Consider the following 18,205-nt stretch of genomic DNA (forward strand, 5'->3'; position numbering starts at 1 on the left):
GGACACCGGACCATGAGCTTTCGCAACATTTCCGCCTGGTCGATCCGGAACCCGGTTCCGCCAATCGTGCTGTTCCTGGCGCTGACCATCGCTGGCTTTGTCAGCTTTGCGCGGATGGACGTGAACAATGATCCGGACATCGACTTCCCGATCGTCTGGGTGTCGATCAGCCAGCCGGGCGCCGCGCCGAGCGAGCTCGAAACCCAGGTGACGCAGCGCGTCGAGGCGGCGGTGCGCAGCCTGCAGGGCATCGACCAGATCGAATCGACCGTCAGCGAAGGCAATTCGCAAACGGTGATCCAGCTCGACATCGGTACGCCGATCGACCGTGCAGTCAGCGACGTGCGCGATGCGATCGCCCAGATCCGTGGCGACCTGCCCGACGGGATTCTGGAGCCGCTGGTCGGTCGCGCCAACACGTCGGATCAGGAAATCGCGACCTTCACCGCGACCGGCACCGACATGACGATCGAACAGCTGTCCTGGTATGTCGACAATACGGTCGCCAACGAATTGCTGTCGATCGATGGCCTGTCGGGGGTCGAGCGCATCGGCGGGGTCAACCGCGAGATTCGCGTCATCCTCAACCTGCCGAAAATCCAGTCGCTCGGCCTGACCGCGTCGCAGGTCAACCAGCAGCTACGCCAGGTCAATCTGAACGCCGCCGGCGGGCGCACCGAGATTTCGGGGAGCGAGCAGTCGGTCCGCGTACTCGGCAACGCGCAGGATGCAAAGGCGCTGGCGGAAACGCGCATTGCGATTGGCGGTGACCGCAATGTCCGGCTCGGCGATATCGCCGACGTCAAGGATCTCTACGCCGAACAGCGCAGCCTGGCCGAGTATAACGGCCGCCAGGTCCTGTCGTTCAACATCAAGCGCGCCAAGGGTGCGTCCGATGTGACGGTGTTCGAGGAAGCGGAAAAGAAGCTGGAGGCGCTCAACAAGCGCAATTCGGCCGTTCAGTTCAACGTCCTGTTCAACAGCGTCAAATATACCGAGGCGCAGTATAATTCGGCGATGGTCGCGATGATCGAGGGCGCGGTGCTCGCCGTCATCGTCGTCTTCCTGTTCCTGCGCGACTGGCGCGCAACATTGATCTCCGCACTGGCGATTCCGCTCTCCGCGATCCCGACCTTCTGGTTCATGGAGATGCTCGGCTTCACGCTCAACCAGATGACGCTGCTCGCGCTCAGCCTGGTCGCGGGCGTCCTGGTCGACGACGCGATCGTGGAGATCGAGAATATCGTCCGGCACATGCGCATGGGCAAATCCGCCTATCAGGCATCGATCGACGCGGCGGACGAGATCGGCGTCGCGGTGCTGGCAACCACCATGTCGATCGTCGCTGTGTTCTTGCCCGTTGGCCTGATGCCGGGCATTTCGGGCCAGTTCTTCAAGAATTTCGGCCTGACCGTAGTTGCAGCCGTGCTGATGTCGCTGGCGATTGCGCGTCTGCTGACGCCGATGATCGCGGCCTATTTCCTCAAGGCCAAGGGCCATGCCAGCCATGGCGAGGGCGCGATGATGGACGGCTATGTCCGCGTGCTGCGCTGGACCCTGATGCATCGCTGGGTCGCGGTGGCAGCGTTCGTCTTTGCCTTTGCGCTCGAGATTTTCCTCGCCGCCGGTGGGCCGATCCCGTTCACTTTCCAGCCTAACCAGGACCAGGATGATATCACGGTCCAGGTCGAGATGGTGCCCGGGACCAGCCTTGAGCAGACCAAGACGGTGGTCGACAAGGTCACCGCGATCGTCGCGGCGCGCACCGATGTCGTGCAGAATGTCTATTCGCGCACCTTTGTCGGCAATGGTCGCGTCGTTGCGATCCTGAAGGACGATCGTCCGATCACCAGCGTCGAGCTGGAACAGCAGCTTCAGCCGGCACTTGCCCAGATTCCCGATGCGCGGGTCAATGTGCGCTCGCAGGGCGGCTGGGGCGGCAGCGGCCGGGCCGTATCGATCGTGCTGGGCGGCGAGGATCCCAAGCTGCTCAACGACACGGCGCTCAAGATCGTTGCCGAGATGGAGAAAATGCCCGAGCTGCGCGCACCGCGCATCACCGGCGACCTGCAGCGGCCGGAGATCGTGATCGAGCCGCGCACCGAACTGGCCGCCGATCTCGGCGTGACCACGGCAGCCCTGTCCAACGCGATCCGCATCGCGACGCTCGGCGATATCGATCAGAACAGCGCGAAATTCTCGCTGTCCGATCGCCAGGTGCCGATCCGCGTCGCACTTGCCGAAAGCTCGCGCGCCGAGCTGGAGACGATCCGTAACCTGCCCGTTTCGACCTCGACCGGTGGATCGGTACCGCTGGGCGTGGTCGCGGACATCAAGTTCGGCGTGGGCGCGACCCGTATCGACCGGCTGAACCAGAAGCGGCGCCTGGTCGTCGGCGCCGACCTCGCCACCGACCCCAAGACCGGCAAGCCGTTCGTGCTGGGCGCGGTGATGCAAAAGGTCGATCAGCTGCCGACGATGCGCAATTTGCCGATGGGCGTCGGCAAGCTGGAGGTCGGTCAGGCCAAGTGGCAGACCGAGATGCTGGTCAACTTCATCGTCGCGCTGGTAGCCGGCATCCTGCTCGTCTTCGCGGTGCTGGTTCTGCTCTATCGCGGCGTGATGGCGGCGCTAGTCAACCTCTCGTCGCTGCTGATCGCGGCTTTGGGTGGGCTGATCGCGCTGTGGATTACCGGCAATCCGATCTCGATGCCGGTGCTGATCGGTGTGCTGATGCTGCTCGGCATCGTTGCGAAGAACTCGATCCTGCTGATCGATTTCGCGCTGGAGGAAATGGAGAAGGGCGTCGACAAGATCACCGCGATCGTCGACGCCGGGCACAAGCGCGCGCAGCCGATCGTGATGACCACGGTCGCGATGGTGGCGGGCATGGTGCCGACCGCGCTGTCGCTGAACGGCGACGGGTCGTGGCGCGCACCGATGGGCATCACCGTGATCGGCGGCCTGTTGCTGTCGACGCTGCTCACGCTGCTGATCGTCCCGGCACTGTTCAGCCTTGCGCTGGGTGTCGAGCGGCGGGTCGGTCCGTGGCTTGGCCGCAAGCTGTTGACCTTCAGCCCGGGTGACGATGCGGAGGACAAGGCGCGCCTCGCCGGCACCGTCCCCGCCGGCCGCATCGGGCATAGCGGAAGCGAAGGCACCGCGCCTGCCGAGTGAACCAAAAAGAGGCACGCGGATTGTTCCGGCTATGAACCCGGCAATCCGCGTGCTTTCTGGTCCTGTGATTCGTTCATCCGACCCTGTCCCGCCTGGCCTCAGGCGCATGCGCATCCTCGCCACCGGCCTGCTGGTGCTGATGGCGGCGGTGTATTTCACCGCGCGCAGCTTCGAACCCGATTACACGGTTGCCGGCTTCGTCCGTGCCTTTGCCGAAGCGGCGATGGTCGGTGGCCTTGCCGACTGGTTCGCGGTCACCGCGCTGTTCCGCCACCCGCTCGGCCTGCCGATCCCGCACACCGCGATCATCCCGCGCAACAAGGAGCGGATCGCCACCTCGCTCGCCAATTTCCTGCGCGACAATTTCCTCATTCCCCGCGTCGTCGCGCGGCGGATGCGGTCGATCGACGTGGCGGGCGCAGCCGGCAAATGGCTGGCGCAGCCGCCCGAAAGCTCGGGCCGTCTGCGCCGCGGCGCATCGCGCATGGCGGCAAGCCTGCTCGAATCGCTCGACCAGGATCAGCTGGGCGGCCTGATCAAGGGCGCGGTCGCCAATCGCCTGCGCCAGACCGACATCGCGCCCTTGCTGGGCCAGGCACTGGGTGCCGCGATTGCCGAGGGGCGGCATCTGCCGCTGATGGACTCGATGCTCCGCTGGCTGGCGAAGATCATCGACCAGAATGAAGCGCTGATCCGCAGGATGGTGCACGAGCGCGCCGGCGCGATCATGCGCTGGACTGGCCTCGACGAAACGCTCGCCAATGCGATCATCGACGGGCTGTACAAGCTGGTGTCAGACGTCGCCGAAGACCCGGGCCACCCGCTGCGCGCCAAGGTGGAGGAGGGACTGGAGAAACTCGCTTTCGACCTGCAATTCGACATCCCGACGCGGCTCAAGGTCGAGGAATTCAAGGCCGATATGCTCGACAATCCCGCACTCGCCCGCTGGATCGAGGGGATGTGGGAACAGGCGCGCGGCGCGATGCTGCGGGTGGCGCGCGATCCCGACGCCGCGCTGGCGGGCAAGTTCGGCGACGCGCTGCGCCAGCTTGGCGGAACGCTGCAGAGCGACCCGCGCCTGGCGCACATGATCAACCGCTTCGTGCGTCGCGCTGCCGTCGGCACCGCCGCCGATTATGGCGACGGGATCGTCCGGCTGGTGTCCGACACGGTGCGCGGTTGGGATGCGCGCACGATCACGGGCCGGCTGGAAAATGCGGTGGGCAAGGATTTGCAGTATATCCGCATCAACGGGACTTTGGTGGGTGGCATGGTCGGGCTGACACTGCACACCCTGCACACGGTGCTGTGACCGCTTTCACCCTTCCCAATCCAGCACCGGCCACCCCTTAAGCGCCGCCAGCCGCCGCAGCGGGCCGTGCGCGTTGACCGCGAACGGTTCGTCCGCCCATTCGAGTACCGGCGCATCGGAGACATGGTCGCTGTAGAAGCGCACCTGAACATCCCCCCGCGATAGACCTTCCCGCGCCATCCACGCCTCGATCAGTCGCAATTTCGCGGGGCCGTAGCAATTCTCGCCCTCAAGCGTCGCCAGCACATTGCCATTGGCATCGCGTCGCGCGGCGGTCGCGATCACCGTGAGGATGTCCAGCCGCGCGGCGATTGCCTGCGCGTAATAGCCATGGCTCGCGGTCGCCAGCACCGGCTCCCAGCCCGCCGCGCGATCCGCCTCGACCCGCGCACGGGCGTCGGCGAACAGGTTGGTCGCGGCCATGTCGTCTGCGAACGCCTCTGCCACCCTGGCAAGATCGGCGGGCGGGATCGCGCGGCCGATCATCAGGCGATGGGTGACTTCCTTCAGCTGCGCACGATCGATCGCCTTGGCCAGATAGGCGAGGCTGGCGAGCCCGGCGAGCGGCAGCAGCGCCAGTCGCCACGGCGCGCGCGCCTCTGCCGCATGGATCAGAAACGGCGTCCAGGTCGCGCGCCGGGTGATCGTCTTGTCCATGTCGTAAATTGCCAGGCGGCGCATCGGAACCTTCCCCAATGTCCGGAATTGATCCGTCCAATCCTCACCATCTAGCCACAGGTGCTTGCCGTTCCAGCCCAAATCGCCGATGGATGGCGCCGATGAGCGCGCCAGCCGACTTTCAGCATGATGCGGCCGAGGGCACGCTGCGCTTCAGTGGCAACCTGTCACTCCGCACGATCGGCGATCTTCCCGAACGGCTGCAGGCCGTCGGCGGGACGATCGCCACGCTGGACCTGCGCGATATCGAACGGATGGATACGGTGGGGGCATGGCTGATCCATCGCCTTGCCCGCGACCATGGCGCGCGCGTCATCGGACTGGACCGGAACCAGCAATTGCTGTTCGACCATGTCGCTGCCGCCGATCATCCGATCGCCGGGCCGCCGCGTCCGCTCAACGCCTTTGCCCAGTTGCTCGCCGAAGTCGGCGAAGCGGTGATTCAGGCGGCGCGCACGATGTACGGCCTGCTCGGCTTCATGGGCGCTACCGCGATGGCGGCCGGCCGGGTCATCGCGAACCCGCGCCGGTTCCGCTACCATGCAACGGTCCACCGCTTCGAAGTGGTCGGCGTATCGGCGCTCGGCATCATCGGGCTGATGAGTTTCCTGATCGGCATCGTGATCGCGCAACAGGGCGCGGTGCAGCTGCGCCAGTTCGGCGCCGAGGTGTTCACGATCAATCTGGTCGGCCGGATCACGCTGCGTGAACTCGGCATCCTGATGACCGCGATCATGGTCGCCGGGCGTTCGGGTTCCGCTTTTGCGGCGCAGCTCGGCACGATGAAGCTGACCGAGGAGATCGACGCGATGCGCACCATCGGGGTCAATCCGATGGAGGCGCTGGTACTGCCGCGTGTGATCGCGGCGGTGCTGATGCTGCCGCTGCTCGGCTTCTACGCCTCGCTGATCGCCATGATCGGCGGCGGCCTGTTGTGCTGGATCGCGCTCGACATCCCGCCGATCACCTTTGTCCAGCGCATTCGCGAAGTGGTGCCGATCACCGATCTTTATGTCGGCCTCGTCAAGGCGCCGGTGTTCGGCGCGATCATCGCCATTGCCGGCTGCTATCAGGGGATGCAGGTCGAGAGCGACGCCGAACAGGTCGGCATGCGCACCACCACGGCGGTGGTTCAGGCGATCTTCCTCGTCATCGTGCTCGACGCGTTCTTCGCGGTGTTCTTCACCGAAGTGGGGTGGAATTGATGACCGCCCCGGTTTTCGACGGTGACGACGCGATCATTCGCGTCCGCGGCCTGCGCAACAGCTTTGGTGAGCAGGTGGTGCACGAGAATCTCGACCTCGACGTGCGGCCGGGCGAAATCTTGGGCGTGGTCGGCGGCTCGGGCACCGGGAAGTCGGTGCTGATGCGATCGATCATCGGCCTGCAGCAGCCGGACGCTGGAAGCATCGCGGTGTTCGGCGAATCGGTGCTCGACGCCGATGAGCGCGCGGCGATCGAGATTCGCCGCCGCTGGGGCGTGCTATTCCAGGGCGGCGCGCTGTTCTCGACCCTGACCGTGGCCGAAAATGTCCAGGTTCCGCTCAAGGAATTCTACCCCGGCCTCGACCAGCAACTGCTCGACGAGATTGCGGCGTACAAGGTGGTGATGACCGGCCTGCCGCCCAATGCCGGTCCCAAATATCCATCCGAACTGTCGGGCGGCATGAAGAAGCGCGCGGGCCTCTCGCGCAGCCTCGCGCTCGATCCGGAATTGCTGTTCCTCGACGAACCGACCGCCGGGCTCGATCCGATTGGCGCGGCGGCGTTCGACGAGCTGACCCGTTCGCTGCAGCAGACGCTGGGGCTGACGGTCTTCCTCATCACCCACGACCTCGATACGCTTTACGCAATTTGTGATCGCGTCGCGGTGCTCGCCGACAAGCGCGTGATCGCCGTGGGAACGATCGACGAGCTGCTGGCTTTGGACCATCCGTGGATCCAGGAATATTTCAACGGTCCGCGCGGGCGCGCGGCGGTGGCGAGCGCGGACCGCGCCGGGGCCATGGGGGCATGAGGGACTGATGGAAACACGCTCAAACCATGTGCTGGTCGGCGCGGTCGTGCTGATCCTGCTCGCCGTGCTGGCGTTGTTCACCGTGTGGCTCGCCCGCGTCAACACGACCAGCGAGAAGGAGTATGACATCTTCTTCAAGCAGGCGGTCGACGGGCTGAACAAGGGCTCGCAGGTCGCCTTTTCCGGCGTGCCTGCCGGACAGGTCAAGGAAATCGGGCTGTTCAAGCCCGACCCCAGCCTGGTGCGCGTGCGTATCGCGGTGAACAGCGATGTGCCGGTGCTGCAGGGCACGACCGCCACGATCCAGGGCGTCGGCTTCACCGGCGTCAGCCAGATCCAGCTCGACGGCGCGGTCAAGGGGGCGCCGCCGATCGTCTGCCCCGACGCCAATCCGCGCAGCGTCTGCCCGCTCGGCGTGCCGGTGATTCCGACCAAGCAGGGTGGCCTGGGCGCGCTGCTCAACTCTGCGCCGCGTCTGCTCGAACGCCTGTCCACGCTGACCGAGCGGCTGACCGAATTGCTGTCCGACCGCAATCAGGCGTCGATCAGCGGCATCCTCGCCAATACCGAAAAGCTGACCGGTGAGCTGGCCAAGGGCGCGCCCGACATGCGCGCGACGCTCGCCGAGCTGCGTGTCACGGTCCAGAAGGCAGGGGTTGCGGCGGAGCAGATCGGCAACCTTGCCGGCACCACCGATCGCGTGCTCGACAAGGAAATCGCGCCGACGATGAAGGATCTGCGCGTCGCGATCGCCTCTGCCGACAAGAGCATGAAGGCGCTCGAACGCACGCTCGGCAAGGCCGATGGCGGCATCGACGAGGTGACGACCAAGACGATTCCCGAACTCAATCAGCTGATCCAGGATCTGCGCCAGATGACCGCAGCGCTCGCTTCGGTCGCGGAAAAGATCGATCGCGAGGGCGCCGGATCGCTGATCGGTTCGCCCAAGCTGCCCGACTACGAACCCAAGAAGAAGTGAGCCCGATGATGCGCAAGCTCCTCCTCGCCCCTGCTCTGCTTGCCGCGCTGTCGCTCGGCGGGTGCATCAAGTTCGGTGCCGAACCGCCGCCCTCGCTACTCAAGCTTGAGGCCGATGCGACAATGCCGACCGGCCAGACGGTCAGCTCTGCCACGGCGCGATCGATCACCATCGCCGTCCCGTCGGTGCCGCAGGAGCTGGCAGTGACCCGCGTGCCGGTGCGCAGCAGCGGCACGGCGGTTGCCTATCTCAAGGACGCGCAATGGGTCGAAGCGCCCAACCGCATGTTCGCGCGCGTGCTGGGCGACACGATTGCGGTGCGCACGGGCCGCGTCGTGCTCGGCCTGCGCCAGTCGCTGTCGGACCCCGGTGCGCGGCTGGGCGGCGAATTGCGCCAGTTCGGCGTCGACGCCGACAGCAATGCCGCAGTGGTCGTCTATGAAGCGACGCTCGTGCGCGATCGGCCCGCCGCTGGCGACGGCACGCGCCCGCCGATGACGTTCGAAAAGCGCCGCTTCGAAGCACGCGTACCGCTCGCGCAGATCACGCCGACCGCCGCCGGCACCGCGCTCAACCAGGCGGCGAACCGGGTGGCGGGTGACGTGGCCGACTGGGTCGGGCAGTAAGCGCTAATCGACCCGCCGCACCGACGGCATGGCATTGCAAATATCCGCGCCGCCTGACGGCACGTTGAAAAACGGCGGCTGGCGATTTTCGCGCGCGTTGATCCATGCGGCAAAGCGCGGATTGTCGGCCGCACGATACTGAAAGCGCGGGCGCTCGGCTTCGGGCAGGGCGCTGGCCAGCCGGCCGCGGGTAAAGGCGACATGCTGGCTCGCGTCCTTGTACAGGCCCAGCCCGCCTTCGGTCCCGCGCGGAAGCGCTGAAAGATGTTCGATCCCTTCCAATACCCGCCCGACGATCGCGATGTTGCGGTCGAGGTGGCGCGGGGCGTGACCGATCACGGCATAGAGATCGCCACCGCTGCCCGTGCTCGGCGCCATGTCGCGCGCGACGCCCACCATGCCATAGCAATGCGGCAGCCACGCGACCGTGCCGTTGGTGGCAAGCGGCCAGCCATCGGCGCTGTGCCCGCTCGCGGTCGAATAGGGATCGGTGCGTGTCATTCGCGTCACGGCATCAAAGCGCGGCCAGTCATATTCGGCCGGAGGCTGGGCGATGACCCCGCGCGGCAACGGCTTTTTCTCGGTCGGGTCGCCCCATTGCACGACATAATTGTCATGGACCCGGTAGATCGCCGCGCTGTCCCACCAGCCGGCGGCGGCGAGCGTGCGGATATTGGCGACATGCACCGGTGCGTAGCGCGGCGCGAGGCGGATCACGACCTGCCGCTGTTCCGGCAGGGTCAGCACCAGCAGCTCGTCGGCCGGGATGTCCCGCCAGTCGGCAGGGTGCGGGTCGGACGGGGCAGGGGCGGGCACGGGCGCCGCAGCCTGCAGCGCGAAGGCGAGGGTAAGGCTCAACATGCAGTGAAGCTGTCACGCCGCGCGCCAGGACGCAACGCGCTTGCACAGTCGCCGGCAAATCTCTAGGCACCGCGCTTCCAGCGATGCGGAGCGGTGGCCGAGTGGTCGAAGGCGCTCGCCTGGAAAGTGAGTATACGGCAAAACCGTATCGAGGGTTCGAATCCCTCCCGCTCCGCCATTTACGCGCTACAAGCGATGTCAATCATCGCCATGGATTGCCGCAACTCCCTGAAGAACCTAAGCTTTAGTGGCGAAGGGATGTCAGCCGTATTCAGGCATGCGCAGAGAAGCCGTGGCACGCTGGGGGGCACGGAGCTCCAACATGGGGGCATCGGCTTGTTGCGCGGTTCGGGTGTTGACGCGGAATGACGGGAGTGCGCCCCATGTCGGACACTCAGCCGCATTTCTGAGATTCTCGAAAGCCGACACCCGTTCAAGTGAGCGAAGCGTTCGCTCCTGCAAGTGCTTATGTGGGCGGGTAAGCCCCGGCCGCGCTTGGCGGGACCGCTCCTCGACTCTACAAGCGTCGCATGACGCGTCCGCTATGCGCCTTTGCCAACTGGTTCTCTGTCGAGGTCGGCAACGAGCTCACCGACGCCCGCCGGCTTGGCCATCCCTGGCGCGAGACGACCTGGACGGACCGGATGCTGCGCGGCCTGCGTGCGTTGCGTGATCCCCGGATCGTGGTGAAGGCGTCGAACGAGGCGGTGACCGCCGCCGACATGGACTGGTGGTTCGTCGATCGCGCTACCCGCACCCATATCGGATTGGCGCTGCAGGCAAAAATCCTCCACTATCACCGGCAGAACAGTGCCCTGTGGGCATTCGACGAGCTCGCCCATCCGCGCACCGCGCCTGGCGCTCAGGCGCGCAAGCTGCTCGGCTACGTCGCCGGCTCTCGTCGGACGGGCGCGACAATCTATCCGATCTACCTGTTCTATAACTGCGACCAAGGCGCGCCGCCCGACACCTCCTATCCGTCGCACTGCGCTGGGGTTAACTGGGCGAACGGCCATGCGATCGCTCGCCACATCCGCCGTAACGTGGCTGGCAAGAGCTTTCCCGCCTCGGCCAAGCGGTTCACCACCCTTTCGCCGTTGATGATGCCGCTCACCTTCCTGCTCTGCACGCTCGACTCCGGCGGGATGCCCCGGCCGATCGACATCGCCGCCCTCCTCGCCTTCGATCGCGATCGCCTCGCGCGGACGGCCGGCGAACTCGACATCGACTTGCGTGCGGTGCCTCATCCAAGGATCGGCGACGGCATCCCCGACGTCGTCGAGCGTATCCTCGCGCGCGCTGGCCGCGACGGGGACGACGATGATCAGCTGGACAGGAGCGCGGTCGTTTTCCTCAGCGGCGAATGATAGGCGTGCGACGCCGCGTGAACGCCACGGCGACTTCGGCTTGGCCATGTCACTGAGGAGGGGTGGAGGCCTGCGCCGAAGCGAATGCAGCCGTGAACCATAGCATACGGCCGGAATTGCTCGTCTCCCTTCCGCCAACTCTCTAAGCGACTGTCGATGATGTCGATCGATCCGTACACGCAGGCGCACCTAACGCTTTCCATTGAGGTGAACGGGTTCGCCCTTGCCGCTCCCTCGGTTCCGGGAAGCCTACTGCGCTTTGTCCGGCCGCTGGCGTTCTACAACGAGGGCCAAACCCACGAGCTTTCCTTCTCAGGAACCAGCCTCCGCGTCCGGGTGAGGAACCGCAACTTCCTGCTGTGCAGCCGGCACCAACTGACGAATGCGGGTCGCGGCCCGGGGGACATCGTAATGATAATCGATGTCGAGGGCGGCCGACGGGTGGCGATCAACCCGAACGAGGTGAGCCAAGCGGTTCTCGATCCGGCGGTCGACCCCGACTATGCGGACGTGGCCGACATCCTGCTAGCGGAATACGCGCCGCATAGTGCTGAACGCGATCTCGCCCCGCACTTCCTGCAGATGGATCTCCTGAACGTGCCCGACCTACGCGCGGTGCCCGCAGGCTCGATCGACGCGATCTTCACGCTCGGTTTTCCGACCAGCGACACCGACTACGAGACCAGCTACGACGAGGATTATAGCGTCACGGGCGTGGATATCGTCTCGAGATGGTGGAAGCTCTACTTTCGCCAGGACGAGACGAACGATTGGGATAAATCTGGGCTCGTGCCGCTCGAACCGGCGAGGCGCGAGGATCCAATTCCGAAAGACCATGATGGCATGAGCGGTGCACCGGTGTTCTTCATCCATGGGATGAAGCAGCGAAGGCCGGGTCTGGGCTTCGCAGGGATCATCCTTCGAGCGAACAAGCTGGGTCGTGCCAACATGCTTGAGGCAGAGGCGATTCGCCGGGCGTTTAGGATGCATTTCGATGGAGCTTGAGCTCGACGAGCGTGGACTGTTCCTAGTCCAAGACCCGGCGCTGCGATCCATGATCATGCCGTTGTTCGCGATCGATAAGCGCGACCTGTCGGAACGACCAGAGGGACGGGGGACGACCTTCAGGATCAATCCGTGGGGCGCCTGCGCTACTGCGTATCACGTCATCGAGGAGCTGCTAGAGGCCAGGGATGGCAAGGCGGCGTTGCGCGAGAACGTCCGACTTGTCGCGCTGGAGCTGGAAGGGATCCCCTATGGTGCGCCGGTGGTGAAACCGGAGCAATGGCGGACGTTCGAGGAGATGTTCACCATATGCGGTGTGCGCAGCGAGTTCGGACAGGCGCCCGAACTGCGCAACGTGACTGAGCTAGCGTCGTTGCAGATTGCGCGCTCGTCGGTAGCCGCTGGGCCCGCGCTCCATCTGGGCCTTGACCTTCGGCGGTGGCGGCCGACCATTGGCGACCAAGTGAGCGCGTTCGGGTTCGCCGATCTCGACGTCGGTGCCGAGGCCGAGAAGAACGACAAGCTGAGGCCGATCTCCCAGTATCTTTATGGGTCATCGGCGATGATAACGGACGTCGAGCCGGCGGACGCCGGGCGCGGACGGCCGTGGCCGTTCTTCCGCGTCGACCGCGACTGGCCGGGGGGCATGAGCGGGGGACCGGTGGTGAACAAGGAAGGCCACGTCATCGGTGTCGTGAGCACCGGCATGACCTTCGCCGCCACGGGGTCCGCCGTCTTCTTTTCCGGTAGCGGGCTGGCCGAGACGCTGTTCCCGATGGTCGATCCGGGCTCGCCGGGACAGATCTTCTGCTGGGGCGGTTTCGACAAGGATGACAACGTCGCGATGATCGCGCCGACGCGGGAGGCGCTGATGGCGATGGAAGGAGCGTCCGATCTGAAGGAGGTCGGACGCATGTCGTTCAACAGTAGGACCGGCGATTACATCTGCGTGTGAGGTCGGGTTTCGCTGTGCTTCCACCTGAAAGCGGTCGGACCGCTACCGGCCACAATCGGCCAGCGTCAGCGCGGAGCCCTTGGTGAGGCCTCTTGAGCGGCGGGACTATTCCGGTGCGGAGCCCGCCTGTCGGCACAACGGTGATCATTCGCACTATGGCAGACAGGATAAACTACTCGATAGTCTCCAAGTACTATCACGTGAGTCTAAATCCTGTCAAAGTTTATCAACGACTCCCCCGTCAGCTATGATTTAGTCGCACGAAGGTTACTTTCTCTATGAGCAGAGTGATTGCTCAAATGAGGAAATGTTTTGTGTTGAAGGATGCGCAATGCAAGGGGGCAGCTCCGCGCGAGAAGCCGTACAAGTTGGCTGACTCTGGCGGACTTATTCTTTACGTAACCCCGACGGGTCATCGGTCTTGGCACTTCAAATATCGCTTTGCGGGCAAAGAGAAGCAGCGAGTGCTCGGCACCTATCCGGACGTCTCACTAAAGGAGGCGCGTACTCTCCGTGACGAGGACAAGCGGCTGCTCCGCCAAGGGAAGGATCCCTGCGTTGAAGCTAAGCGCGCCGCACTAGCGAGCCGCCTCTCGGCTGCGGATACGTTCGAGCTTCTGGCGCGCGAGTGGCACGGCAAGCAGCTTGCACGCTGGAAGCCGGTCCATGCGGCTGATGTCATCGAAAGCCTGGAGCGGGATATCTTCCCTGATCTTGGCGCTCTGCCCGTTGCCTCGATTGATGCTCCTCTCGTGCTGGCGACGCTCGAGAAGGTTGAAGCCCGGGGCGCCATTGAGACCGCTCACCGCCTCCGCCAGCGGATCTCGGCCATTTTTGTCTATGGAATTGCGAAGAGTCGAGCCGCCTTCGATCCCGCTGCCTCGCTTGGCAAGGCGCTCCAGCCAAAGCCTGCTGGGAAGCGCTGGCCGAGGGTCAAGAATATCGAGGATGTGCGGAAGGTGCTCGGCATCACCGACACCGCCGAGGCATCTCCGACCGTCAAGCTCGCTTCGCGGCTGCTCGCTATCACCGCCCAGCGCCCCGGAATGATCCGGTGGTTGTGCTGGGATGATTTGCACAACCTCGACCTGACCGGCGTGGACGAATGCCCGGGGGCAGTCTGGCGCGTGCCTGCAGCGAAGATGAAGCTCGAACTTGGACGGCAGCATGACGACGACCACGACCACGTCGTACCCCTGGTCCCTGAGGCCGTCGAAGCCCTCCGCGCGTCCTACGCCATTAATTGGGGAAGCGACTATGTTTTCCCTGGAGGACGGTCGATTCTCAAGCCGATGTCCGAAAATGCTTTGAGCTACCTTTACTTGAGGGAAGGCTTGCGAGGCCGTCACGTGCCTCATGGATGGCGTGGGACGTTTTCCACAATTATGAACGAATGGGCCGTGGAGCATGGGCGGGAGAAGGACCGCTTGGCAATTGACCTGATGCTTGCTCACATTCCTGAAGGGGTCTCCGCGACCGAGCTGAAATATAATGAGGCGAAGATTCTCAAGCGGCGGCGGGAGTTGTCGACGATCTGGGTATCCATGCTGATGCAAGATGCTTGCGCCGCCGAAGACCTCGTAGCTGGTCGTCGGCGGCGCAAGAGCTGAGGTGCTGCAGCACGCACTAGGCGCGCCGCTTCCCACGGCGGCTCATGAACCAAGCCAGAACCTCCTCCGCCAGCCAGACCTTCTTTCCCGGGCTGAAATAAAAGGGCTCCGGAAAGTCCGGTCCGATGGAATACCGGTTAGCAGTTAACTCGCTTATGCCGAAACCGGCAGCGATCTGCTTGATGTTGATGAACTTCGGAAAACTAGACTTCATATGACCTCCTTGGCTGGTGAGATCATTGTCGCCGAAGTGCTCCACCCCTGTAGACATAGGGGAATGGATTTTCCCTAACTATCTGAAGTTCCGTTGGATTTTTCGGATTTTGCGCCCTGCTTCTGCGCCTTTCGGCGGCCCTGTCGCCGCTTCAGCGCCGCTCGGATTGCGTCCACCGAGGGTGCGTCAAATCTGTCGTCGTTCGGGAGGTAGGATTGCGCACGAAGTTCATGGAATACACGCTCGACGAAGCGGGCAAAGGGTGAGACGTCACCGTTGGTCAAGGATCCACGATTGGCCTTGGCCTGATACCCTGAGCCTCGCTCATAGATGGCGGCGAGATCCTCAATGAAGGCGTCGCGGTCCCGGTTCGGCCGCTTTCCGCTTTTCATCGGCAGCGTCTTCGGTTTCGATGCTGTTGCGCCCCGGCGCGCGGGTGGCGCGGCGCGCATAATTTTGGCCCATGCCCGATAGTCCTCCAAGACCCGTTCAGCTCGGTCGGCAAGCATGACGCAGTTTGCCATTCCGTGGTTCATATCGAGGCCCCCAAGTGGGTGGCCGCTAAGCCGGGGCATCAACGATCGCTCGAAACTCCCGATTCCCTCATCGAACCCTCCTTCGAGCGCGTGTCCGAGCCGATACAGCGCCTCAGCCCGTAGGCGGTCGACCTGGCCAGTCTCCTGATAGTGCGTAAGAACCTGAGCGGCGAGAGTATCGGCCGCTTGTGCGATCCGGGTCGCGCCATGAGCTATTTGGCGTAGCAGATCCTCGAACTTGCTCTCAGCCGGGCGGTCAATCTGATGCTCGAGGGAAAGAGCGTAGGCCAGGCAAGCTCTTGCGACGGCGTCATGCCCCCCTTTGTTGATCCACCTGCGAAGCGCGAGATCCGAACGCTGCTGCGTGCTGCAGTCCTCGGTTTTGCTCCTTGATCGGTGCCCCCCAGCCTCGAATGCCGCAGTCATGAATGTTTGAGAGAACAGCGCTTTAGCCGCCTCAAGATCGATGACCCGCTTGCGCAGCTCATAACTCGTCGGAAACCCCTTATCTTTCACCAATGCTCTCACCGACGCTAATCCACTTAAGGGGTTTGGTCGGTAAGCATCTGATGATGAAGGAAAGATTTACTTCAGCGTCCGCGTTGCTGCAGCCCACGCCGCCCGTTCACGGCGATAGGCACGAGCCGCGTCCAGCAGCGCCGAACCTTCGATGCCCGGCGCCAGCAGGGCATCGTCGGCCCTCGCAACCCGAGCGTTCAGTTCGATGGCTGCGTCCGTCGCAAGCGCTTTGCGCGATACCGTGAAGTGGAGCCTGGGTGCCGCCCGCCGGGCAAGAGCATCCAGCCACTCCGTGGCGGCCGGCGAAACCACCTCGCGGATGATCGGCTGCGCAGCGAAGGCGAGAAGGCGCTGAGCCATGAGAGCCGTGGCGAGATGGTAATCGCTCGCCGGCGTCCGCAGAACCGTGCTGAGCGGTTCCTGCCGAGCCAAGCGGACAGATTGAATGCCCGCAGCCAACTGCCGCAGGTTGAGTTTCGGCTCCGGCCGACCGGCGAGCTCCTTGGGGAATTCCTTAGAGCCGTCCTGATTGTTGCAGACGATCGCGACCTCACCGAGATCGCCGAAGCTCCGACCGATCCTGTCGATGAAGGAAGAGGTCGGCGCGTTGGTAGACACGACGGCGCAGAAGATGATGCGTGCGCCGCCCTGCTGAAGAAGACTCCAGACGGTCGCCAGAAAGGCCATGATCGGCAGATCGGAACTGTCGATCCCCGCGCCGAGGTCGAAGATCAGCGCGTCGGCGTCAGCGGCGTTGGTTCCGAGCCAGGCAAACGCCTTCATCACCGAGCTCGTCCAGTCTGTCTTAACAACCGACCGTTCGCCAACTCGCCGCTTCAGCCCGCGATTGCCATCGTCGACGTCCACCAGCACGCACTTCGACCCGCTGAGGGTCAGGCCGGCCTCAAGAAGGTCGGCGGTCTCGGTCTTACCAGCACCGCCCTTAGGCGTGCTGGTAACGAAAACGGTGAGACCGGAGTAGCGGCCCAATTTATCAGTCATTATGAATATCCCCAGGAGCATTAATGTTGATGCGAGCGGACCGCCGCGCCCTAATCGCCATCATCGACCCAGCGCTTCTGCGGCCGGTCGACAAGAGTGGCTTGCCCGTCGCTCGCCGCTTCGCCGCCGCACGTGACGGGCTTCTGCGAAGCCTTGTTCGCGGACGAGGAGGGCTTCCGCATTCGCGGTGGTACCACACCACGCTCATTGCAAATGCGCTTGCAAGCGCTCTCAACGGCGTCGGCACTCACCGGCCCATCAGTCTCGAGCGCTAAAGCAATTTGAGCCCACGGCATTCCGCGACGGCGAGCGTTCAGGATGGCTTCGAACCTGTCCTCAACCCGGCCGGTAATCGAATTGATGTTCCGCTTCCGCTCGACCGGAGCCGAGAGCATGCGATCGGCATCACGACGCCACTTGTCTACAGTGTTCATTTCTACCTCTCGGACACATATCTAAAACGAACACGGGCGTCTTGTAAGATCAGGCTATGTTGATGGCGTAACGTGACAGGAATTGACTACGGTTTACGGTAGTTGAGCCAGCAATATCGATAAGACCTGTTGACCAAGGGAACATTCTACTTGATTCAAGCGGAATGGATATTTTGATCTGGTCTCAGTCCGTCTTGTCGCCTAACTCGCCCATGGGCGTACTTCCGTCCTCATGGTTGCGTTGGCCTGCGCGCGGCGGCCCGACTGATTGCGAATTAGCCGGTCTCTCGACCGACAAAGTTGCCCGCCCGATGACAGGTCGGAAGCGCCTGCCAGCGCCAAGCGCATCGCTTGATGCGACGGTGGCCGCTGCCTTCCCGGTTTCCTGCAGGACGGATTGCCTGAGCGCCAAGCGCCAGCCGGTAGACCGTTGTGCTGACTTTCCTCTGGCGGATTTTGCGCAACTGCCCACGGCCGGTGTGCCAGAGCTCAGACGACTTCTCGACTGTCAGGGCGACACTCCCTCTGACAACGCCCAGCCAACGGTTCCCACGACTGCGTTCGTGTCGGCAGATGCAAACCCGTTTTTGACCGCTATGTGGCGGGGCGCCTGGTGCTTAGCCCGCGCTCGCCAGAATCCCACGCTGATCGACATCGCGGCTCGCAACCGTGGCTCTGGCTGCCCGGGATCAAGCCGGCCATCTCGGTGCTTCGCAGAACGCCACTTCGGCGGCTTCCATGCAGCCGACGACATCGCCTCGATGACGGCCGACCCCCGGCCGAGTCTTGCGAGGCTCGTTGGTGACGCGGCGCTTGGAATGCCGCAAGCGGGAGGCTGCTGCGGTTGCGCCAGATGGCCGTCCGCTGTCGGATCCGCCGGCGGGTCACGTGGCTATACTCGAAACTCCTCTTT

At 64.0% G+C, this 18,205-nt stretch carries 16 protein-coding genes and 1 tRNA gene; 11 read left to right on the forward strand and 6 right to left on the reverse strand.

The genetic code is table 11. From position 1 onward, the window contains the following. The first annotated feature begins 12 nt into the window (after positions 1 to 12). Positions 13 to 3,177, forward strand: a complete 3,165-nt coding sequence (locus J2Y54_RS10895; RefSeq protein WP_310039526.1) for an efflux RND transporter permease subunit — start codon at positions 13 to 15, stop codon at positions 3,175 to 3,177. Between the two features lie 106 nt (positions 3,178 to 3,283). Then, on the forward strand, positions 3,284 to 4,489 hold the full coding sequence (locus J2Y54_RS10900; RefSeq protein ID WP_310039529.1) for a DUF445 domain-containing protein: 1,206 nt from the start codon (positions 3,284 to 3,286) through the stop codon (positions 4,487 to 4,489). Positions 4,490 to 4,495: 6 nt separating this feature from the next. Here the strand turns inward: J2Y54_RS10900 and J2Y54_RS10905 are convergent, their stop codons facing one another. Continuing rightward, complete coding sequence (locus J2Y54_RS10905; protein ID WP_310039531.1) at positions 4,496 to 5,170, reverse strand: HAD-IB family phosphatase; 675 nt, start codon at positions 5,168 to 5,170, stop codon at positions 4,496 to 4,498. Positions 5,171 to 5,268: 98 nt separating this feature from the next. Between J2Y54_RS10905 and J2Y54_RS10910 the strand changes: the two genes are divergently transcribed. Genes J2Y54_RS10910 through J2Y54_RS10925 form a run of 4 tightly spaced genes read left to right on the forward strand, consistent with a single transcriptional unit; the run spans position 5,269 to position 8,789 of the window. Further along, entirely contained in the window at positions 5,269 to 6,372 is a 1,104-nt protein-coding gene (locus J2Y54_RS10910) for an ABC transporter permease (RefSeq protein WP_310039533.1), read from the forward strand. After that, on the forward strand, positions 6,372 to 7,184 hold the full coding sequence (locus J2Y54_RS10915; RefSeq protein WP_310039534.1) for an ABC transporter ATP-binding protein: 813 nt from the start codon (positions 6,372 to 6,374) through the stop codon (positions 7,182 to 7,184). Before J2Y54_RS10910 ends, J2Y54_RS10915 begins: the two co-directional genes overlap by 1 nt. Positions 7,185 to 7,191: 7 nt before the next feature. Beyond that, positions 7,192 to 8,163, forward strand: coding sequence for an MlaD family protein (locus J2Y54_RS10920; RefSeq protein ID WP_310039535.1), 972 nt, complete (start codon positions 7,192 to 7,194; stop codon positions 8,161 to 8,163). A gap of 8 nt (positions 8,164 to 8,171) precedes the next feature. Continuing rightward, positions 8,172 to 8,789 carry an ABC-type transport auxiliary lipoprotein family protein gene (locus tag J2Y54_RS10925; protein ID WP_310039538.1) on the forward strand — a complete coding sequence of 206 codons (618 nt, stop codon included), beginning with the start codon at positions 8,172 to 8,174 and terminating at the stop codon, positions 8,787 to 8,789. A 3-nt stretch (positions 8,790 to 8,792) separates the two neighbouring features. On the opposite strand, the gene J2Y54_RS10930 is transcribed toward J2Y54_RS10925, so the two are convergent. After that, on the reverse strand, positions 8,793 to 9,650 hold the full coding sequence (locus J2Y54_RS10930) for a peptidylprolyl isomerase (protein ID WP_310039539.1): 858 nt from the start codon (positions 9,648 to 9,650) through the stop codon (positions 8,793 to 8,795). A gap of 87 nt (positions 9,651 to 9,737) precedes the next feature. Here J2Y54_RS10930 and J2Y54_RS10935 point away from each other — a divergent pair. The 5 genes from J2Y54_RS10935 to J2Y54_RS10955 all read left to right on the forward strand — a co-directional run bounded on the left by J2Y54_RS10935 (position 9,738) and on the right by J2Y54_RS10955 (position 14,587). Next, positions 9,738 to 9,828, forward strand: a tRNA-Ser gene (locus tag J2Y54_RS10935). Between the two features lie 352 nt (positions 9,829 to 10,180). Next, positions 10,181 to 11,017 (forward strand): DUF6615 family protein, encoded by an 837-nt coding sequence (locus J2Y54_RS10940; protein WP_310039541.1) that lies wholly within the window; start codon positions 10,181 to 10,183, stop codon positions 11,015 to 11,017. 156 nt (positions 11,018 to 11,173) lie between these two features. Continuing rightward, positions 11,174 to 12,022, forward strand: a complete 849-nt coding sequence (locus J2Y54_RS10945) for a hypothetical protein (protein ID WP_310039542.1) — start codon at positions 11,174 to 11,176, stop codon at positions 12,020 to 12,022. Then, complete coding sequence (locus J2Y54_RS10950; RefSeq protein WP_310039543.1) at positions 12,012 to 12,977, forward strand: trypsin-like peptidase domain-containing protein; 966 nt, start codon at positions 12,012 to 12,014, stop codon at positions 12,975 to 12,977. Before J2Y54_RS10945 ends, J2Y54_RS10950 begins: the two co-directional genes overlap by 11 nt. 314 nt (positions 12,978 to 13,291) lie before the next feature. Then, positions 13,292 to 14,587, forward strand: coding sequence for a phage integrase central domain-containing protein (locus tag J2Y54_RS10955; protein ID WP_310039544.1), 1,296 nt, complete (start codon positions 13,292 to 13,294; stop codon positions 14,585 to 14,587). 16 nt (positions 14,588 to 14,603) lie between these two features. On the opposite strand, the gene J2Y54_RS10960 is transcribed toward J2Y54_RS10955, so the two are convergent. From J2Y54_RS10960 to J2Y54_RS10975, 4 genes are all read right to left on the reverse strand, one after another. Continuing rightward, positions 14,604 to 14,801, reverse strand: coding sequence for a hypothetical protein (locus tag J2Y54_RS10960; protein ID WP_310039546.1), 198 nt, complete (start codon positions 14,799 to 14,801; stop codon positions 14,604 to 14,606). Between the two features lie 74 nt (positions 14,802 to 14,875). After that, positions 14,876 to 15,856: a hypothetical protein gene (locus J2Y54_RS10965; protein ID WP_310039548.1), complete on the reverse strand. Its 981-nt coding sequence runs from the start codon at positions 15,854 to 15,856 to the stop codon at positions 14,876 to 14,878. A 66-nt stretch (positions 15,857 to 15,922) separates the two neighbouring features. After that, positions 15,923 to 16,858, reverse strand: coding sequence for a hypothetical protein (locus tag J2Y54_RS10970; RefSeq protein WP_310039550.1), 936 nt, complete (start codon positions 16,856 to 16,858; stop codon positions 15,923 to 15,925). 50 nt (positions 16,859 to 16,908) lie between these two features. Further along, positions 16,909 to 17,040, reverse strand: coding sequence for a hypothetical protein (locus J2Y54_RS10975; protein ID WP_310039551.1), 132 nt, complete (start codon positions 17,038 to 17,040; stop codon positions 16,909 to 16,911). Positions 17,041 to 18,205 lie beyond the last annotated feature (1,165 nt).

The organism is Sphingomonas sp. BE123 (assembly GCF_031456015.1).
In the GTDB taxonomy this organism is placed as follows: domain Bacteria; phylum Pseudomonadota; class Alphaproteobacteria; order Sphingomonadales; family Sphingomonadaceae; genus Sphingomonas.